This is a genomic window from Flagellimonas marina, from assembly GCF_042651185.1.
Classification (GTDB): domain Bacteria; phylum Bacteroidota; class Bacteroidia; order Flavobacteriales; family Flavobacteriaceae; genus Flagellimonas; species Flagellimonas marina.
Genome location: NZ_JBHSCL010000013.1, coordinates 30,450 through 45,171 on the forward strand (window position 1 = coordinate 30,450; position 14,722 = coordinate 45,171).

Annotated in this window: 20 protein-coding genes; 9 read left to right on the forward strand and 11 right to left on the reverse strand. The window is 40.6% G+C overall.

What is annotated here, in order from left to right; all coding sequences use genetic code 11:
* Position 1: 1 nt before the first annotated feature.
* Positions 2-1,405: a peptidylprolyl isomerase gene (locus tag ACFOWS_RS18225; RefSeq protein WP_366590610.1), complete on the reverse strand. Its 1,404-nt coding sequence runs from the start codon at positions 1,403-1,405 to the stop codon at positions 2-4.
* Entirely contained in the window at positions 1,395-2,270 is an 876-nt protein-coding gene (locus ACFOWS_RS18230; RefSeq protein ID WP_379767805.1) for a peptidyl-prolyl cis-trans isomerase, read from the reverse strand. The genes ACFOWS_RS18225 and ACFOWS_RS18230 overlap by 11 nt, the downstream gene beginning before the upstream one ends.
* A 116-nt stretch (positions 2,271-2,386) precedes the next feature.
* Between ACFOWS_RS18230 and ACFOWS_RS18235 the strand changes: the two genes are divergently transcribed.
* Genes ACFOWS_RS18235 through ACFOWS_RS18255 form a run of 5 tightly spaced genes read left to right on the forward strand, consistent with a single transcriptional unit; the run spans position 2,387 to position 5,674 of the window.
* Positions 2,387-2,839, forward strand: a complete 453-nt coding sequence (locus ACFOWS_RS18235) for an SRPBCC family protein (RefSeq protein WP_379767808.1) — start codon at positions 2,387-2,389, stop codon at positions 2,837-2,839.
* A gap of 4 nt (positions 2,840-2,843) precedes the next feature.
* On the forward strand, positions 2,844-3,101 hold the full coding sequence (locus ACFOWS_RS18240) for a hypothetical protein (protein ID WP_366590617.1): 258 nt from the start codon (positions 2,844-2,846) through the stop codon (positions 3,099-3,101).
* A 10-nt stretch (positions 3,102-3,111) separates the two neighbouring features.
* Positions 3,112-4,245, forward strand: coding sequence for a serine hydrolase (locus ACFOWS_RS18245; protein WP_379767811.1), 1,134 nt, complete (start codon positions 3,112-3,114; stop codon positions 4,243-4,245).
* Positions 4,242-4,751, forward strand: a complete 510-nt coding sequence (locus ACFOWS_RS18250; RefSeq protein WP_379767814.1) for an SRPBCC family protein — start codon at positions 4,242-4,244, stop codon at positions 4,749-4,751. Before ACFOWS_RS18245 ends, ACFOWS_RS18250 begins: the two co-directional genes overlap by 4 nt.
* Positions 4,752-4,768: 17 nt before the next feature.
* Complete coding sequence (locus tag ACFOWS_RS18255; RefSeq protein WP_379767817.1) at positions 4,769-5,674, forward strand: SMP-30/gluconolactonase/LRE family protein; 906 nt, start codon at positions 4,769-4,771, stop codon at positions 5,672-5,674.
* 21 nt (positions 5,675-5,695) lie between these two features.
* Here the strand turns inward: ACFOWS_RS18255 and rimO are convergent, their stop codons facing one another.
* On the reverse strand, positions 5,696-7,009 hold the full coding sequence (gene rimO, locus ACFOWS_RS18260; RefSeq protein WP_379767820.1) for a 30S ribosomal protein S12 methylthiotransferase RimO: 1,314 nt from the start codon (positions 7,007-7,009) through the stop codon (positions 5,696-5,698).
* A gap of 109 nt (positions 7,010-7,118) precedes the next feature.
* Between rimO and ACFOWS_RS18265 the strand changes: the two genes are divergently transcribed.
* The 4 genes from ACFOWS_RS18265 to ACFOWS_RS18280 all read left to right on the forward strand — a co-directional run bounded on the left by ACFOWS_RS18265 (position 7,119) and on the right by ACFOWS_RS18280 (position 9,872).
* A complete protein-coding gene (locus ACFOWS_RS18265) occupies positions 7,119-8,225 on the forward strand; it encodes a hypothetical protein (RefSeq protein ID WP_379767823.1) in 1,107 nt (368 codons plus the stop codon).
* Between the two features lie 154 nt (positions 8,226-8,379).
* Positions 8,380-8,709, forward strand: a complete 330-nt coding sequence (locus ACFOWS_RS18270) for a hypothetical protein (RefSeq protein ID WP_379767826.1) — start codon at positions 8,380-8,382, stop codon at positions 8,707-8,709.
* Between the two features lie 189 nt (positions 8,710-8,898).
* Positions 8,899-9,396: a hypothetical protein gene (locus ACFOWS_RS18275; protein WP_379767828.1), complete on the forward strand. Its 498-nt coding sequence runs from the start codon at positions 8,899-8,901 to the stop codon at positions 9,394-9,396.
* Entirely contained in the window at positions 9,393-9,872 is a 480-nt protein-coding gene (locus ACFOWS_RS18280) for a hypothetical protein (protein WP_379767831.1), read from the forward strand. The genes ACFOWS_RS18275 and ACFOWS_RS18280 overlap by 4 nt, the downstream gene beginning before the upstream one ends.
* A 29-nt stretch (positions 9,873-9,901) precedes the next feature.
* On the opposite strand, the gene ftsY is transcribed toward ACFOWS_RS18280, so the two are convergent.
* The 8 genes from ftsY to ACFOWS_RS18320 form a co-directional block, all read right to left on the reverse strand.
* Positions 9,902-10,861: a signal recognition particle-docking protein FtsY gene (ftsY, locus tag ACFOWS_RS18285; protein WP_379767834.1), complete on the reverse strand. Its 960-nt coding sequence runs from the start codon at positions 10,859-10,861 to the stop codon at positions 9,902-9,904.
* 144 nt (positions 10,862-11,005) lie between these two features.
* On the reverse strand, positions 11,006-11,158 hold the full coding sequence (locus ACFOWS_RS18290; protein WP_379767837.1) for a DUF4295 domain-containing protein: 153 nt from the start codon (positions 11,156-11,158) through the stop codon (positions 11,006-11,008).
* A gap of 35 nt (positions 11,159-11,193) precedes the next feature.
* Positions 11,194-11,376 carry a 50S ribosomal protein L33 gene (gene rpmG, locus ACFOWS_RS18295; RefSeq protein ID WP_036383212.1) on the reverse strand — a complete coding sequence of 61 codons (183 nt, stop codon included), beginning with the start codon at positions 11,374-11,376 and terminating at the stop codon, positions 11,194-11,196.
* 27 nt (positions 11,377-11,403) lie between these two features.
* Positions 11,404-11,631, reverse strand: a complete 228-nt coding sequence (gene rpmB / locus ACFOWS_RS18300) for a 50S ribosomal protein L28 (RefSeq protein ID WP_366590634.1) — start codon at positions 11,629-11,631, stop codon at positions 11,404-11,406.
* Between the two features lie 74 nt (positions 11,632-11,705).
* Positions 11,706-12,953, reverse strand: a complete 1,248-nt coding sequence (locus ACFOWS_RS18305; protein WP_379767841.1) for a competence/damage-inducible protein A — start codon at positions 12,951-12,953, stop codon at positions 11,706-11,708.
* The gene (locus ACFOWS_RS18310; protein WP_379767844.1) at positions 12,954-13,292 is read right to left on the reverse strand and encodes an Hpt domain-containing protein; all 339 of its coding nucleotides are present in this window, start codon (positions 13,290-13,292) and stop codon (positions 12,954-12,956) included.
* On the reverse strand, positions 13,292-13,903 hold the full coding sequence (locus ACFOWS_RS18315) for a fumarylacetoacetate hydrolase family protein (protein WP_379767847.1): 612 nt from the start codon (positions 13,901-13,903) through the stop codon (positions 13,292-13,294). The genes ACFOWS_RS18310 and ACFOWS_RS18315 overlap by 1 nt, the downstream gene beginning before the upstream one ends.
* 15 nt (positions 13,904-13,918) lie before the next feature.
* Complete coding sequence (locus ACFOWS_RS18320; RefSeq protein ID WP_379767850.1) at positions 13,919-14,695, reverse strand: exonuclease domain-containing protein; 777 nt, start codon at positions 14,693-14,695, stop codon at positions 13,919-13,921.
* Between the last annotated feature and the right edge of the window lie 27 nt (positions 14,696-14,722).

The following is a 14,722-nucleotide window of genomic DNA, read 5'->3' on the forward strand; positions in this document are numbered from 1 at the left end:
TTTACTCCTTTACCCAGTTGTTTGCAAAATCGCAGTCCTTGCTTTCTGTGTCCACGTGGATATAGGTGTCCTCTATATGCTCATCCATCCATTCCTTAATGGCCTCCAACTGTTTTTTCCTGAGAGCCAATTCTTGGATTTTTATGTAATCCTTGGCAAAATCCGCCTTATGCTCATCATAGCGATTGGAAATTTTCATGATTTTGAACTTGGGCGCCCCTCCCCTTGGGTCATCTTCACGAATGGGCTTGGAAATTTCACCATCCTTTATGTTCCTTACTTGGTTATACAGCGTAGGGTCCATATTGGTGAGTTCAAAACGGGAATCAAAATTGATGGGATTCCGTAAAAGCCCACCGTCAAACTTGGTTTCCTTCTCATCCGAAAAATTCAAGGCCGCTTCGGCAAAAGTATATTTTCCGTCCAAAATGTGCTGGCGGATAGTATCCAGTTCTTGCGTAGCTTTTTCAATGGCACTTTTAGGAATCTCAGGAATCAAAAGAATATGGCGAAGGTCCACTTCTTGCCCCCTAATTTTTTCGATATAAATGATATGGTATCCGAACTCAGTTTTAAATGGCTCTGAAATCTCCCCTTCGCGAAGACTAAAAGCCACATCCTTAAATTCTTTCACAAAAGGAGTTTCCCGGGTCATGCTGTAAAACCCTCCCTTTGACTTGGACCCCGGGTCTTGGGAATACAAGATGGCTTTTACATTAAAACTTGCATCATTTTCCAGAACATCCTGTCTAATTTCCTTTAATTGATTGATGACTTTCTGCTTTTCCTCTTCGGTGGCTTCGGGTTGCTTCACAATCTGGGCAATTTCCAGTTCCGCACCAAAAACAGGTCTTTCATCCTCAGGAATATTATTGAAAAATTGGCGGACTTCTTCGGGAGTCACTTCAATTTCCTCAACAATCTTGCCCTGCATTTTTTCAGAAAGCATGCGTAGTTTATTGATTTCAAAAAGCTCTTGCCTAAAGCTTTCCATATCTGGCTTATTGTAGTATTTCAGCATTTTTTCAACGCTTCCAATCTGCTGGCTAAGTTGCTGTATCTGTCCATCACTGGCGGCATTGACCTGGTCATCTGAAACCAACAAACTGTCTTGCACGGCTTGGTGCGCATACAAACGGTCTTCCATCAATTTTCCCAAAAGACTGCAACGGGTGATATCTTGTGTAGATGCACCTTGTGTTTTTAAATCGATCAAGGTTTTATCGATATCAGATTCCAAAATCACATAGTCACCAATAACCGCTGCTATTCCATCCAACTTTACTTTTTTTGATGTTCTGGTGGTATCATTTACCGCCATGGATTCATCTGCTTCTTGCGCTTGTAGTAGACCTATGGCAACAAAAAATGCCACCATCAATGTTATTCCGCTTTTATTTATCATAAACCTCAAATTCATTCTTCTTAATAGCTTCATCTATAATTTCGGTTTCAAGTTTTTTTACATAATCCATCCTTCGCCGGTTCAAGATCAATTGTCGAATATCCGGAGAAATGTATTCAAAAGGTGCCGTGTCGTTGACTTCCAACACATTGGTCACCATTCCCAAATATACCTCTAACGAGTCTTGTAGCTCAAAAAATTGTGATTTTTTTAAGTGCTTCTCTTCATTTACCGGTGTTAATGGAGGAATTTCTTCAATAACCCTGGAAGCACTTACCCAAATGGAATCATTAAAATGCATCTTCTTGAACTGAACGGCAATGGAATCCAAATACTTCTTGTCACTTTCTTTCCAATCCCTAATTTTTGCCTTGACCTGATCTTTGTCCAAAAACTGTTCGGACATCCCCACAAAACGCAATTGGACCAGTTTTTCGTTGAGCTTAAAGTTTTCCTTCTCCCGTTCATAGTATTGTTGGAGTTGGGAATTGGACACAGATGTGTCTTGCGCTTGAAGCACCAATGCCTCAATATAGGCTCTCGTATACAAGTCGGATCGGTAATTGGAGACCAAACGGTCAAATTCGGCCAATTTTTCCTCAGGTAAATTAATTTTTGATTTGGACAACAACAGTTGCTTGGACGCCCAATTGTTAATGTAATTGGTTACAAACAAAGTGCTGTCCGCTGCGGACATATCATCTTGAATAAGAGAAGCAATATCTTCCTTGTACAAATACGTATCCCCAACCCTGGCCAGTGGTTCCCGATCTTCTTCCTTATTAAAGAGGCCTTCACATGATGAAACCAACAGAGCACCAAGGGTGCCAAGTAGGAAAAGACTATTTTTTTGGAGCTTAAGCATTCCGCAAAAATAACAATTACAAAATCCCTTACAAGTAGGTTCTATTCTCATTAACAGATTTTTAGTAGAGCATTCCTTCACAGAAATTGTTACATTAGTACCAAACCAGTCAAAGAATGAAGTATACTACAGAGATTGTTGTTGACCTTCCGCGGGATGAATTCATACAAAAACTGGACAATCCAGATAATATGAAACACTGGCAGCGGGGACTTGTAGGTTACGAGCAGCTATCAAAAAACCCAGGTCAGGAAGGCGCCCAAATGGCCTTGAGCTTTAAAATGGGCAACCGTAAAATGGATATGATCGAAACCATCATAAAACGCAATCTTCCCGAAGAAATGCATACCACTTATGATACCAAGGGGGTGCACAACATTCAAAAGAACTATTTTAAGGAAGAAGATGGAAAAACCCGATGGATCTCTGAAAGTGAATTTCAATTTTCAGGTTTTGGGATGAAAATGATGGGACTTTTAATGCCTGGTGCGTTCAAAAAGCAATCCAAAAAATATATGGAAGATTTTAAGGCTTTTGCCGAGAATGGAACCTCTGTTGAACATCTCTGATCCTATGGAAAAAGTTTTAGATAAGAAAATCAAGATCATTTGGGATTTTAGAGGTCCTGGGGCTGCCAAGATTGCAGAACATTACCAAAAACACCTCGAAGAGTTTGTTACAATCGAAGAGTTAAAATTCGATATTACCGGTTTTGAACATTTTAGTCCAACGCACAGCAGTGCTTTTTTGGTCGTTGCCGAGTTTGAATTAAAAGAGGTAAGAGAACTATTAAAGCCGCATAGGGGCGAAATCTATTTGGGAGAGCAATAAACAATCCAATATGTGGGGCAGATTTTTACTATTGGGGTTGATCGTTAGCACTGCTTCTTGCAGCAACGTCGATTATAAAGACCCCTTGGAGAACGCACTCAGTTCCAAAAGTCCGTTGATTACACGGGTAATGGACAACCTAAAGGCACATGAACTCCAGGTTCGATACACCCAGATAGACCGAAGGAACGACAGCATCGTTTTTACCGATTTTGATTTTCAGGTGGATGCCGCTAACTACTTTTACCCGGCCAGTACGGCGAAATTCCCTGCGGCGGTGGCGGCACTTGAAAAACTGAATGCACTTGATTCACTTTCCATCAACACCCGATTTTATGTGGAGGGCGATTCGGTTGAAACTACCTTTGCCAAAGCCATTTCAGAAATCTTTGCCGTATCGGACAATGCCGCCAACAACCGACTAATTGAGTTTTTGGGGCAAAACGACCTCAACCAACGGATGCGCAATAGGGGTGTGGAACCCATCCGGATTGCCCATAGATTATCCGCCCCAAATGGGGATGATGTCACCACCAAACCCTTGGTCATTTATTTGAACGATTCTACCACGGTGCTTAGCAAACCCATCATTAACACTGCTGCGAAGCCCCTGAAATTGCATAAAATAAAAAAAGGAAAAGGGTATTATGAAGACGATTTGCTCCAGCAGGCGCCCTTTGATTTTTCCTTGAAAAACTACTTTCCCATCCAATCCCAAAATGCCCTTTTGAAACGCGTCATTTTTCCTGAGGCATTCCCAAAGGAACAGCGGTTTGATCTTAGTGATGAGCAGCGTAGCTTTTTGTTGGAGACCATGCACACTCTTCCCGCCAAATTAGGGTACGACCCAGAGGAATATTACGATAGCTATGTAAAGTTTTTCATGTTTGGGGACAATTACGACCCCATGCCAGAGCATATCAAAATCTACAATAAGGTGGGCTACGCCTATGGAACCCTAACCGATTGCGCCTATATCCAAGACACCAAAAACAACATCGATTTTATCATCAATGCTACCATTTTGGTGAATAGCAATGGAATTTTCAATGACGATGATTATGATTATGACGAAGTGGGCATTCCATTTTTGGCGCAACTGGGTCGTGAGTTGTATGAACACGAATTAAAACGAAAACGATGAGCCAATTAACTTTTGACCAGTTTACCAAAAAAATTTTCATAAAGGCCCCTAAAGAAAAGCTCTATTGGTGTTGGGGCACTTCAGAAGGAATTACCTCTTGGTTTTTAAGCGAGGCCATTTATACCGCCAACGGAAAGCAGCGGGAAGCCAATGAAAAAATTCAGGCTGGGGATGAATATAGCTGGAGGTGGCACAATTGGGACGGACAGGAAACAGGAAAGGTGCTTGCTGCCAATGGAACGGATTTTTTGGAAGTCACTTTTACCAGCAGCAAGGTTTCAGTAACGCTGGAGGACCATGACAAAGCCGTGCTCCTTATTTTAAAGCAACATGAGATTCCAACGGATGAGGAGAATAAATTGAACATACACCATGGCTGTAGCAACGGATGGACGTTTTGGTTGGCCAATCTCAAGGCGTATTTGGAACATGGGATACTACTCAACGAAACGGAGTTCGACCTAAGAAACATTCCACTCTCCGGGTTTGAGTTTGTGAATATGTAAAACGGAGTTCACTACCCATGAAAGCGCTACCATTTGTTTTAGTTGCATCACTTGCCGTGGTTTCCTGTAGAACTGATTCTAAAAAATCAGTGGAACTGGAAACAAAACCAAAGGTCAGCAAAGAGGTTAGAAAATCTGATTCTTTGCAACAAAGGTGGGTTCCAGGCGTAGAACTCCAAAATGTGGAAAGCGTGGTCTATGATTCTGAAAACGATGTTTATTATGCTTCGTGCGGAAAGGAATATAGGTCGGGCACTGAGGGATTTATCTCAAAGCTATCCTCATCAGGAAATCTATTGGAATTAAAATGGGTAAAAGACCTTAATCGCCCAACCGGAATGGCCATCCACAATGGTTTGCTCTACGTGGCAGACTTCAATCGCCTTTTGGTCATAGACCTCAAAACTGCTAAAATCATAAAAACCATACCAGAGCATCTGCCAAATTCGGGATTAAATGATGTGGCTGTAAATGAAAATGGTGAAGTGTTTGTAACCGGTTCATTTGCCCACTCAGTTTTTCAACTCCAAGAAAACCATCTTGAGACTTTTGCAAGGGACGATGAAAGATTAAAATGGGCCAATGGAATTGCATTTAGTGGAGACAATCTTATTGTAGGAGGTACGCATTTGAATAGAATAAATAAGAATTCAGCGGAGATAATCCTTTTTGAAACCAATCCCCCCGTAGTGGACATTGATGGAATTGTTATTGATGATACTGGAAACTTTTATGCAACCACTGTTGATAACAGCAGTCTGTGGTATATTGACATGAAAGGCTTGGCCACAAAAATTGCATCCGACAGCATGTATTATTATGGTGATTTGGACTTCAATCCAAATCAAAAGAAACTGGTAGTAGCCCGAGGAAGCCAGAAAACCAATACTTTTTTCATTGAGTCTCTACCTACCATTAGGTGATAGAAATTTTCTGTATTCAGTCTATTTATTTCCACTTGTAGGAACCCCGTACAAATCAAAATCAGAAGCTTCCGTAATTTCTATTTCGGTGAAATCCCCAATCTTCACGTAGTGCTTGGCGGCGTCAATAAGCACTTCGTTGTCCACATCCGGGGAATCGTGCTCGGTTCGACCCACAAAATAATTCCCTTCTTTTCTATCGATGATGCAGCGGAATGTCTTCCCTATTTTCTCCTGATTGAGCTCCCACGAAATCTGCGACTGAATCTCCATAATCTCATTGGCCCGTTGTTGTTTTACGTCTTCGGGCACATCATCTTCCAACGAATAGGCATGGGTATTTTCCTCATGACTGTAGGTGAAACAGCCCAAACGTTCAAATCGCATTTCTTTTACCCAATCTTTTAAGGTTTGGAAATCTTCCTCAGTCTCACCAGGATAGCCCACAATCAAGGTGGTACGGATGGTCATCTCGGGAACAGCTGCCCTAAAATCCCGTAATAATTTGGTGGTCTTGGCCTGTGTTGTCCCTCTTCGCATACTCTTTAGAATAGGGTCGGCTATATGTTGAAGCGGAATATCAATGTAATTGCAAACTTTGGGTTCGTTTCGCATGACATCCAAAACATCCATCGGGAATCCCGTAGGGAATGCATAGTGCAAGCGAATCCATTCTATCCCCTCCACCTTTACCAATTTTTGAAGCAACTCGGCCAAGTTTCGTTTTTTGTAGAGGTCCAGACCATAATAGGTAAGGTCTTGCGCAATCAAAATTAATTCCTTTACGCCTTTGGCAGCCAATTTTTCAGATTCTGAAACCAATTCCTCAATAGGCTTGCTTTTGTGCTTGCCCCGCATCAACGGAATGGCGCAAAACGAGCAAGGACGGTCACAACCTTCGGCAATTTTTAAATACGCATAGTTTTTGGGCGTGGTCGTTAAACGTTCCCCCAACAATTCATGTTTGTAATCGGCGCCAAGGGCCTTCAACAAATTCGGCAAATCGCTTGTGCCAAAATATTCATCAACATTGGGAATTTCTTGTTGCAAATCGGGTTTGTAGCGCTCACTGAGGCATCCGGTCACAAAAACCTTGTCCACTTCCCCAGCTTCCTTCTTTTGAACATATTCCAAAATGGTATTGACACTCTCCTCCTTGGCATTGGCAATAAAACCACAGGTGTTGATCACCACTACATTGCCTTCCTCCTCATGGACCACTTCTTTGTTGTTGGCACGCAATTGGCCCATCAACACTTCAGAATCGTAGACATTTTTGCTACAACCCAAGGTCACCACGTTGATTTTGTTCTTCTTTAGCGATTTTGTCCGCATAGTTGCTTTAAATGGTCTGCAAAAATACAATTTGGTTGGGCATTCGGTGGAGTTATAGGAATATATTTATCCTATTGCAGCGCCATAAAACGGTTGCAACGTATAAAAGATGATCCTTTACATCGGTTTTATTCCTATTTTGGGGGGATATAGCTATATTTTACATCTATACAAAAAAGTTACCTGCAAGGCGAAAAACGATATGCGAAAAATAATTTTTACTTCGATAATATTTTTATCATTTCAGGTCATTTTTGGACAAAATGGACTGAAAAATGGAAACCTGTTCTTATTGCAAGAGAATAGAAAAACATATTCAATAAACTCATTCAGGAATGACCAAATCAATAAACTAAAATCATTTGCTGTATCTGAAAAGTCAATTATCGCAACTGACCAAAAAGAAAGAGTTGCTGTTTTGGATACTATGCAAAATAAAATTCAACTTTTTGATATCCACACTACAATAGAGACAAATCTTTTAATTCCCTTTGACATTAAACCCAAGACCATATTAATTAACCAACATAACCTTTTTGTTGGTGGTGAAATGGGAAAGGAATTACTTATACAATATCATTTTAAAAGTAAAAAATGGTTTAAGTTACACATCCCAAAAGAAGTAATGTCTTATGGTAAAGCCGTTGACGATTTAGTAGTGAATGATAGTTTACTTATAGCAGTTGACAATATCATAATACCGAAATACATTTTATACTATAAACTAAATTTAACTGACGAACTTGAATATTCTCATTTTGAAAAACTTAAATCAAATAGCAGTTATGAAAGCATACATAAAGCCAGAATTACGGAAAACTTTTTAGGACTATTATCGACAACAATGAATTGGGGCACTCAAAGCGAACATATTACTCTATATTCAGATTTGAAATTATTAAAAAGTTTTGCTATTTCAACAGAGTATAAAGGAAAATGGAGTTTCAATGATATTCTTATTATTGATAACAAATTGTTTATAGCGAGCAGTTTCAGAGGCTTTGGAGTTTTAGAAATCAAAGAGGATTACTTTCAAGAAAGTAAACACGAGCACGATATATTTAATGCAGATGTTGATGAAAAACTGATTGAGTATAAAAGGTATCGTAACAGAGAAATTATAAGATTGACAAAAATACCAAATGAACCCAAAATTGTTTTGACAATAAAACAAAAAGGTGGTAAAATCGAAAATGAAATTATAGAAATAGAATAAAGCCCTGCAGGTAACAATGGCTATAAACAATTGCTATTACAGGCTTATCCTGAAAATTCCTGCGGTATTTTCAGGTTATATTTTACTTGCAATAGTATGTACTAAACCACGCAACCACTCATAGCCGAGACCGTTGTTGTAAAACATTTGCTAAATGAAAATAGGATACAAAAAGAAACACTTAAATGTGAATTTAATTTTAGGACTCGTTTGGTTAATTTGGTTCTTTGTCGGTGTTTTTGGAAAAGAAGAACCGAATTGGACCGACTACGGATGGATTGTAATTTCGATAATGTATTTAGGACTTTACGTCTACCAAAAAAAATACAACTATTTGACCATTGAAAACGGAATTATTAATGTGAGTGGACCATTTGGAAAAAAGCTAAATCTGACTGAAATAAAACGGATAAAAAAGTTTGCGGGAGATTATATCCTTAAAACTGAAAAAAAAAAAATTGACTATCAATACACAAATAATTGACCCGAATTCACTCGCTGAATTGAATGCAGAGTTGGAAAAACTGAATGTGGAATGGAATTAAAAAAACGTTTTACAACAATGTATAACCGCAATTCTTAACCGAAAATCACTATCTTAAAATCACTTAACTTACAGTTATTGGGACCATTAGTCGTAAACAAAATTGAAGGTCAACAAGAAAAATAACAAATGCATCGCAACAAAACCGTTTGGGTCTTAGGACTGTTTTTAGCCCTATTAAGCTGTAAAAACAGCAAAAAAGAACCGCAAGAAGCACCAAAAACAGAAATTGATAAACCGCTTGCCCTTTCTGGCCATTATGTTACCGATGGCTATGAAAAACGAAATGAAGGATACGATTGGGTAGGTGTAATGGTTTCCGAACTTGACCCGGATAATTTGGAAATTAAGGTGCGCTCTAGGGCCGACCAAAAAAGACCAACCTGTACCTTTGATGCCACAGTCACTAAAGTGAATGACAGCACGTACCAAACCCAAATTGAAAGTAAACCCGTGCTGTTCCAATTTTCGGATAATTCGCTTGCTATTTCCGCCAAAAATCAAGAGGATTCGGGATTATTGAACTTTTACTGTTCCGGTGGGGCAAGTTTCGCAGGAACCTATGAAAAAATTAATGCTCCCCCGATGAAAGTCAAGTTGACCCCACGCAGTTCAGCAAAGTGTTGAATCTACAAGGTGTCGGATTTAACGTCTCATCCATTAAAAAAGAGGGTAAAACCCAATTGACGGTTTTTACTTTTGGCTTACCGAACGAGTACAACGAAACTTTTGAATTGACCAATGAAAGCGTTATCAATGCTGAAGTGGAGGATTTAAACTCAGACGGTTCCCCGGAATTGGTGGTGTTCACACAAAATGAGGGTGACCAAAGCCACGGAAATATCTATGCCTTTTCCGTCAACAACCAAAAATCCATGAGTCAAGTCTATTTTCAACCCACCGAAGAAAATAAGCAAATCAGTTCCGGTTATAACGGTAATGACCAGTTTGCTTTGGTTGAAACGTATTTGGTACAACGTTTTCCCATTTATGAAAATGGTGTTGACACGAAAAAGATACGGCAAATACAATATGAGCTTATTGATGGAGAGGCTTCAAGAAGGTTTGTGGTAAAAAGTCAAACCGAATTTGATGCACAATAACCATACTATTACCAAGTGTTACCCTTTGACTAGTTCAGGTTAAAAAACGAATCCACAAACTCGTATTTGTTAAACACCTGAAGGTCATCAATGCCCTCGCCTACCCCAATATATTTTACGGGAATCTGAAATTGGTCCGAGATACCAATCACCACCCCGCCTTTGGCGGTACCATCCAATTTGGTCACGGCCAAGCTGGTCACTTCGGTGGCTTTGGTAAATTGTTTGGCCTGTTCAAAAGCGTTTTGTCCGGTGGAGCCGTCCAACACCAAAAGTACCTCGTGGGGTGCATCGGGTACTACCTTTTGCATCACCCGTTTTACCTTGGAAAGTTCGTTCATCAGGTTGACCTTGTTGTGCAGCCGACCTGCAGTGTCCACCAAAACTACGTCGGCATTTTCAGCCACGGCTGAGTTTAGCGTATCAAAGGCCACGGAAGCAGGGTCGCTTCCCATTTTTTGTTTCACGATGGGAACATCTACCCGATCTGCCCACACCTGTAACTGGTCAATGGCCGCCGCCCGAAATGTATCCGCAGCGCCTAAAACCACTTTTAATCCCTTTTTCTTGAATTGGCTTGCCAGCTTTCCAATAGTCGTGGTCTTTCCTACCCCATTTACACCGACCACCATGATCACGTAGGGCTTTTTATCTTTTGGGACGGTAAACTCAGTTTCTTCCCCCACATGGGTTTCGGAAAGGAGTCCGGCAATCTCTTCCCGTAAAATGGTGTTGAGTTCATCGGTTCCCATGTATTTATCGCGGGAAACCCGTTCCTCAATTCGATCTATGATTTTTAGGGTGGTGTTTACGCCCACATCCGAAGTAACCAAAACCTCTTCCAGATTATCCAATACCTCATCGTCCACTTTGGATTTTCCGGCCACGGCCTTTCCCAACTTCCCAAAAAAACTGGACTTGGACTTTTCCAGCCCCTTGTCCAAAGTCTCTTTTTTGTCCTTTGAAAATATATTCTTGAATAAACTCATGATGTACAGTTAGTGAATCTCCAAAGATAGGAAAGTACGGGGAGTTTTTTTAACATAAAATGTCTGGCGCACAGTGCACTTGCCACGGTCACAAATAAAAAAAGCCACTTAAAAAGTGGCCTAATTTTTTGTAAGGGGCAACCCTTATTGCTTGTTCAACCAATCATTGACCACTTCAGGTGCCATAACGGATTCCACAAAAGTGTATGCTCCGGTTTTTGGAGATTTTACCATTTTTATGGCCTTGGTCAATCTTTTTGAAGATGATTGAAGTGTTGCTACTGTTTTCTTTGCCATGGCTTATATTTTTGGCCTTTACGCTGTAAAAGCTATTACTTAATTTCTTTATGAACGGTCATACGCTTAAGGATGGGATTGTATTTTTTGATTTCCATCCTATCTGGCGTGTTCTTTTTATTTTTGGTGGTAACATATCTGGAAGTACCTGGTTGACCAGATTCCTTATGCTCTGTGCACTCCAAAATTACCTGAATCCTATTTCCTTTCTTTGCCATTGTATTGTTCTTAAACGCTTAGACTACTTACTTTTTGGAATTGATTTCCTTCAATACAGCAGAGATTCCTTTTTTGTTGATGATCTTCAATCCTCTGGATGAAACATTCAAGGTCACCCAACGATCTTCTTCTGGAATGTAAAATTTCTTTTTGGAAACATTTACATCAAATCTCCTTTTGGTCTTATTGATGGAAAAGGAAACGTTGTTTCCAAACATCACCTTTTTTCCTGTAACTTCACAAACTTTAGACATCTCCCTAACTATTTGAGTGATTTTATTGAGGCTGCAAATTTATACCATTTTAGTGGGACGTACAAAATTCTTTTTCAGAATTTTAAAATTTCTTTGAAGAGCAGCTCAAATGCCTTGTTCACCGACTTCTCCACTACTCTTTCCCGAAGGTTTCCCATATTGAATTGCTGTGCAAATGTATGTTCTGGAGTGCTAATGGCGATATAGACGGTTCCCACATCAGAATCCGAGTCACCTTTTGTGGGCCCTGCATTGCCCGTAGTGGCAATGGCAAAGTCCGTTTGCATGATGGTTTTAACGTTTTGGGCCATGGAAATGGCCACTTCTTCACTGACCACGGAATGCTGCTGAATCAATTCTTCAGGAACATTCAGCAGTTTCACCTTCATTTCAGTGGCGTAGCTGACCACACTTCCTTTAAAATACTTGGACGCCCCGGCTATAGATGTAATGTGCTCGGCTATTTTACCTCCGGTAAAGCTCTCCGCGGTGGACAATGTGAGCTGTTTGTCTGTAAGCAACTTGCCTATCTGGTATTCTATGGATTCATCCTCCTCTTCCCCAACAATAATGTCACCAATAAGGGGGTGCAGTTTTTTCGCTTCATCCGTAATGGCGGCCATTAGAAAATCCTTATCGGTTCCCTTTGCCGAAAGTCGAAGCCGCACCCTTCCCAAACTGGGCAAATATGCAAATTTAATAAAGCTCGGTAGGTTGTTTTCCCAATCCTCAATTTTATCGGCAATGGCACTTTCCCCAAGTCCATAGGTCATTATGGTTTTATGCAGAATGTAGGGCCGCTCATAATCTTCCACAATCTTGGGCAGAACAGAACGGGTCATAAGATTTTTCATCTCATACGGCACCCCCGGAAGCGAAACAAAGGCCGTATTGCCCTTTTTCATCCAAAGTCCGGGGGCAGTACCAAAGGCATTGTGCAATACTGTGGCTTTGGTCGGCACCAAAGCCTGTTGCCTGTTTAAATCGGAAATGGGTGTATTGATGTATTTTTTGAAAAGCTCCTCAATGTGATTCAGAACGGTTTTATCCTGAACCAATTCGTCTTCAAAAAATTCGCAGAGGGTATGTTTGGTGACGTCGTCTTTGGTAGGTCCCAACCCACCGGTGATAATGACCACGGATGAACGCTCGCCGGCCTCTTTGAGCGACTGCAAAATATGGTCCCTATCATCCTGCACCGATGTGATTTGATACACAGAAACACCAATTTTGTTCAGTTCCTTGGCAATAAAGGCGGAGTTGGTGTCCACTATCTGCCCAATGAGAATTTCATCCCCAATGGTGATGATCTCGGCCTGCATCTATAAATCGAAGTCTTTTTTCAATTCGGCCACCACTTGCAGCACGTCTTTTTTTAGCATTGGGAATTTCTCCTGAATCTCATCAATGCTGGCTGTGTTTTTACCCATGGTCTCAATTTCAAGGGCTCTGGCTCGGGTCTGTTCCATGCCCAATATATCCACATTGGGTTTAATTTTGTGTGCCAATTTGTACACATTTTCATAATCTCTTTCCGCAATGGCCTTTTCCAAACCATCCAAGTCCGCAGGAACTTCTTCCAGAAAGACCGAAACTACAGAGGTTACGAAATCCTCGTCCCCTTCCGCCATTTCATTTATCTTATCGAGGCTGTAAATCATTATCTTACATTAATTTCAAATAGCTGCTCTCCTTCAAGCATACCTGAAAGGTAGTCATTTGGGCTTACTTTACCAACACCTGCTGGCGTTCCCGTGAAGAGTATATCTCCTTTTTTAAGCATAAAATAGGTGGAAACATGCGCAATGAGTTCATCTATCTTCCACAACATCAAGGATGTGTTTCCATCTTGCACCTTTTCTCCATTTTTATGTAATGAAAAGCTTATATCATCAACATTTTTAAATTTGTTTTTGGAAACCCATTTACCAACGACCGCTGCACCGTCAAAACCCTTTGCTTTTTCCCAAGGAAGGCCTTTTTCCTTTAGTTTGGATTGAAGGTCCCGAGCGGTGAAATCTATTCCAAGACCGATTTCATCATAATATTTATGTGCAAATTGCTTCGCAACATGCTTCCCTACTTTTTTGATTTTTACCAAAACCTCCACCTCGTAGTGCACATCGTTGGAAAATTCGGGAATATAAAAATCCTGCTCCTTGGGCAAAACGGCCGAATCCGGTTTGATGAAGACCACAGGCTCTTCGGGCCTTTCATTTTTCAACTCATCAATATGGGCGGCATAGTTTCTGCCAATACATATCAACTTCATGGGGTTCTGAATTATTTAGGACAACTTGTTGTTGAGTTTGCTCAACTTGATTTGGGTAAGTACTTTTTTGGTATACAATGGAAAATCCGCATTTAAAATCCAGCCAAAATAACCGGGTTCTGTTTCCATGATTTCGTCCACCGTCTTCCCTTTATGCTTTCCAAAGGCAAAAATAGGTTGATCGTTTTCATCTATCCCAATAAATCCGGCAAAATCCAACGATTGTTTTCGGGTGGTGAACTCGGACAGCTTTTTTATATTATTTTCCAATTCTGGATAACGCTCTAATTGCGCCAACAATACTTCATAGGTGGCCAAAGTATCCGCCTCGGCGCTGTGCGCATCATCCAAACTCTTATCGCAATAAAACTTGTAGGCAGCTTCCAAGGTGCGCTTTTCCATTTTATGGAAGATGGTCTGCACATCCACAGATACCATGTTCTTCATATCAAAATCTACATCGGCCCGCAGCATTTCCTCCACCAAAAGCGGAATATCGAACCGATCAGAATTGAAACCGGCCAAATCACTGTCCTTGATCATTTTATAAATTTCTTTGGACAATTGTTTGAAGGTGGGCTCATTGGCAACCTTTTCATCCGATATACCATGAATGGCTTCCGATTCTGGAGGAATGGGCATTTCTGGATTCACCAACCAGGTTCGACTTTCTTTGTTCCCGTTGGGGTAAACCTTTAATATGGAAATCTCTACGATTCTGTCTTTAACCACATTGGTTCCGGTGGTTTCCAAATCAAAAAAACAGATCGGTTTTGTTAATTGTAATTGCATGTGGGGCTTTTAAACGATGAAACTGGG

Excerpts from the sequence above, each read along its gene's own strand:
- ACFOWS_RS18225 (WP_366590610.1), bottom strand. The coding sequence starts at position 1,405 with ATGATAAATAAAAGCGGAATAACATTGATGGTGGCATTTTTTGTTGCC.
- ACFOWS_RS18230 (WP_379767805.1), bottom strand. The coding sequence starts at position 2,270 with ATGCTTAAGCTCCAAAAAAATAGTCTTTTCCTACTTGGCACCCTTGGT.
- ACFOWS_RS18235 (WP_379767808.1), top strand. The coding sequence starts at position 2,387 with ATGAAGTATACTACAGAGATTGTTGTTGACCTTCCGCGGGATGAATTC.
- ACFOWS_RS18240 (WP_366590617.1), top strand. The coding sequence starts at position 2,844 with ATGGAAAAAGTTTTAGATAAGAAAATCAAGATCATTTGGGATTTTAGA.
- ACFOWS_RS18245 (WP_379767811.1), top strand. The coding sequence starts at position 3,112 with ATGTGGGGCAGATTTTTACTATTGGGGTTGATCGTTAGCACTGCTTCT.
- ACFOWS_RS18250 (WP_379767814.1), top strand. The coding sequence starts at position 4,242 with ATGAGCCAATTAACTTTTGACCAGTTTACCAAAAAAATTTTCATAAAG.
- ACFOWS_RS18255 (WP_379767817.1), top strand. The coding sequence starts at position 4,769 with ATGAAAGCGCTACCATTTGTTTTAGTTGCATCACTTGCCGTGGTTTCC.
- rimO (WP_379767820.1), bottom strand. The coding sequence starts at position 7,009 with ATGCGGACAAAATCGCTAAAGAAGAACAAAATCAACGTGGTGACCTTG.
- ACFOWS_RS18265 (WP_379767823.1), top strand. The coding sequence starts at position 7,119 with ATGATCCTTTACATCGGTTTTATTCCTATTTTGGGGGGATATAGCTAT.
- ACFOWS_RS18270 (WP_379767826.1), top strand. The coding sequence starts at position 8,380 with ATGAAAATAGGATACAAAAAGAAACACTTAAATGTGAATTTAATTTTA.
- ACFOWS_RS18275 (WP_379767828.1), top strand. The coding sequence starts at position 8,899 with ATGCATCGCAACAAAACCGTTTGGGTCTTAGGACTGTTTTTAGCCCTA.
- ftsY (WP_379767834.1), bottom strand. The coding sequence starts at position 10,861 with ATGAGTTTATTCAAGAATATATTTTCAAAGGACAAAAAAGAGACTTTG.
- ACFOWS_RS18290 (WP_379767837.1), bottom strand. The coding sequence starts at position 11,158 with ATGGCAAAGAAAACAGTAGCAACACTTCAATCATCTTCAAAAAGATTG.
- rpmG (WP_036383212.1), bottom strand. The coding sequence starts at position 11,376 with ATGGCAAAGAAAGGAAATAGGATTCAGGTAATTTTGGAGTGCACAGAG.
- rpmB (WP_366590634.1), bottom strand. The coding sequence starts at position 11,631 with ATGTCTAAAGTTTGTGAAGTTACAGGAAAAAAGGTGATGTTTGGAAAC.
- ACFOWS_RS18305 (WP_379767841.1), bottom strand. The coding sequence starts at position 12,953 with ATGCAGGCCGAGATCATCACCATTGGGGATGAAATTCTCATTGGGCAG.
- ACFOWS_RS18310 (WP_379767844.1), bottom strand. The coding sequence starts at position 13,292 with ATGATTTACAGCCTCGATAAGATAAATGAAATGGCGGAAGGGGACGAG.
- ACFOWS_RS18315 (WP_379767847.1), bottom strand. The coding sequence starts at position 13,903 with ATGAAGTTGATATGTATTGGCAGAAACTATGCCGCCCATATTGATGAG.
- ACFOWS_RS18320 (WP_379767850.1), bottom strand. The coding sequence starts at position 14,695 with ATGCAATTACAATTAACAAAACCGATCTGTTTTTTTGATTTGGAAACC.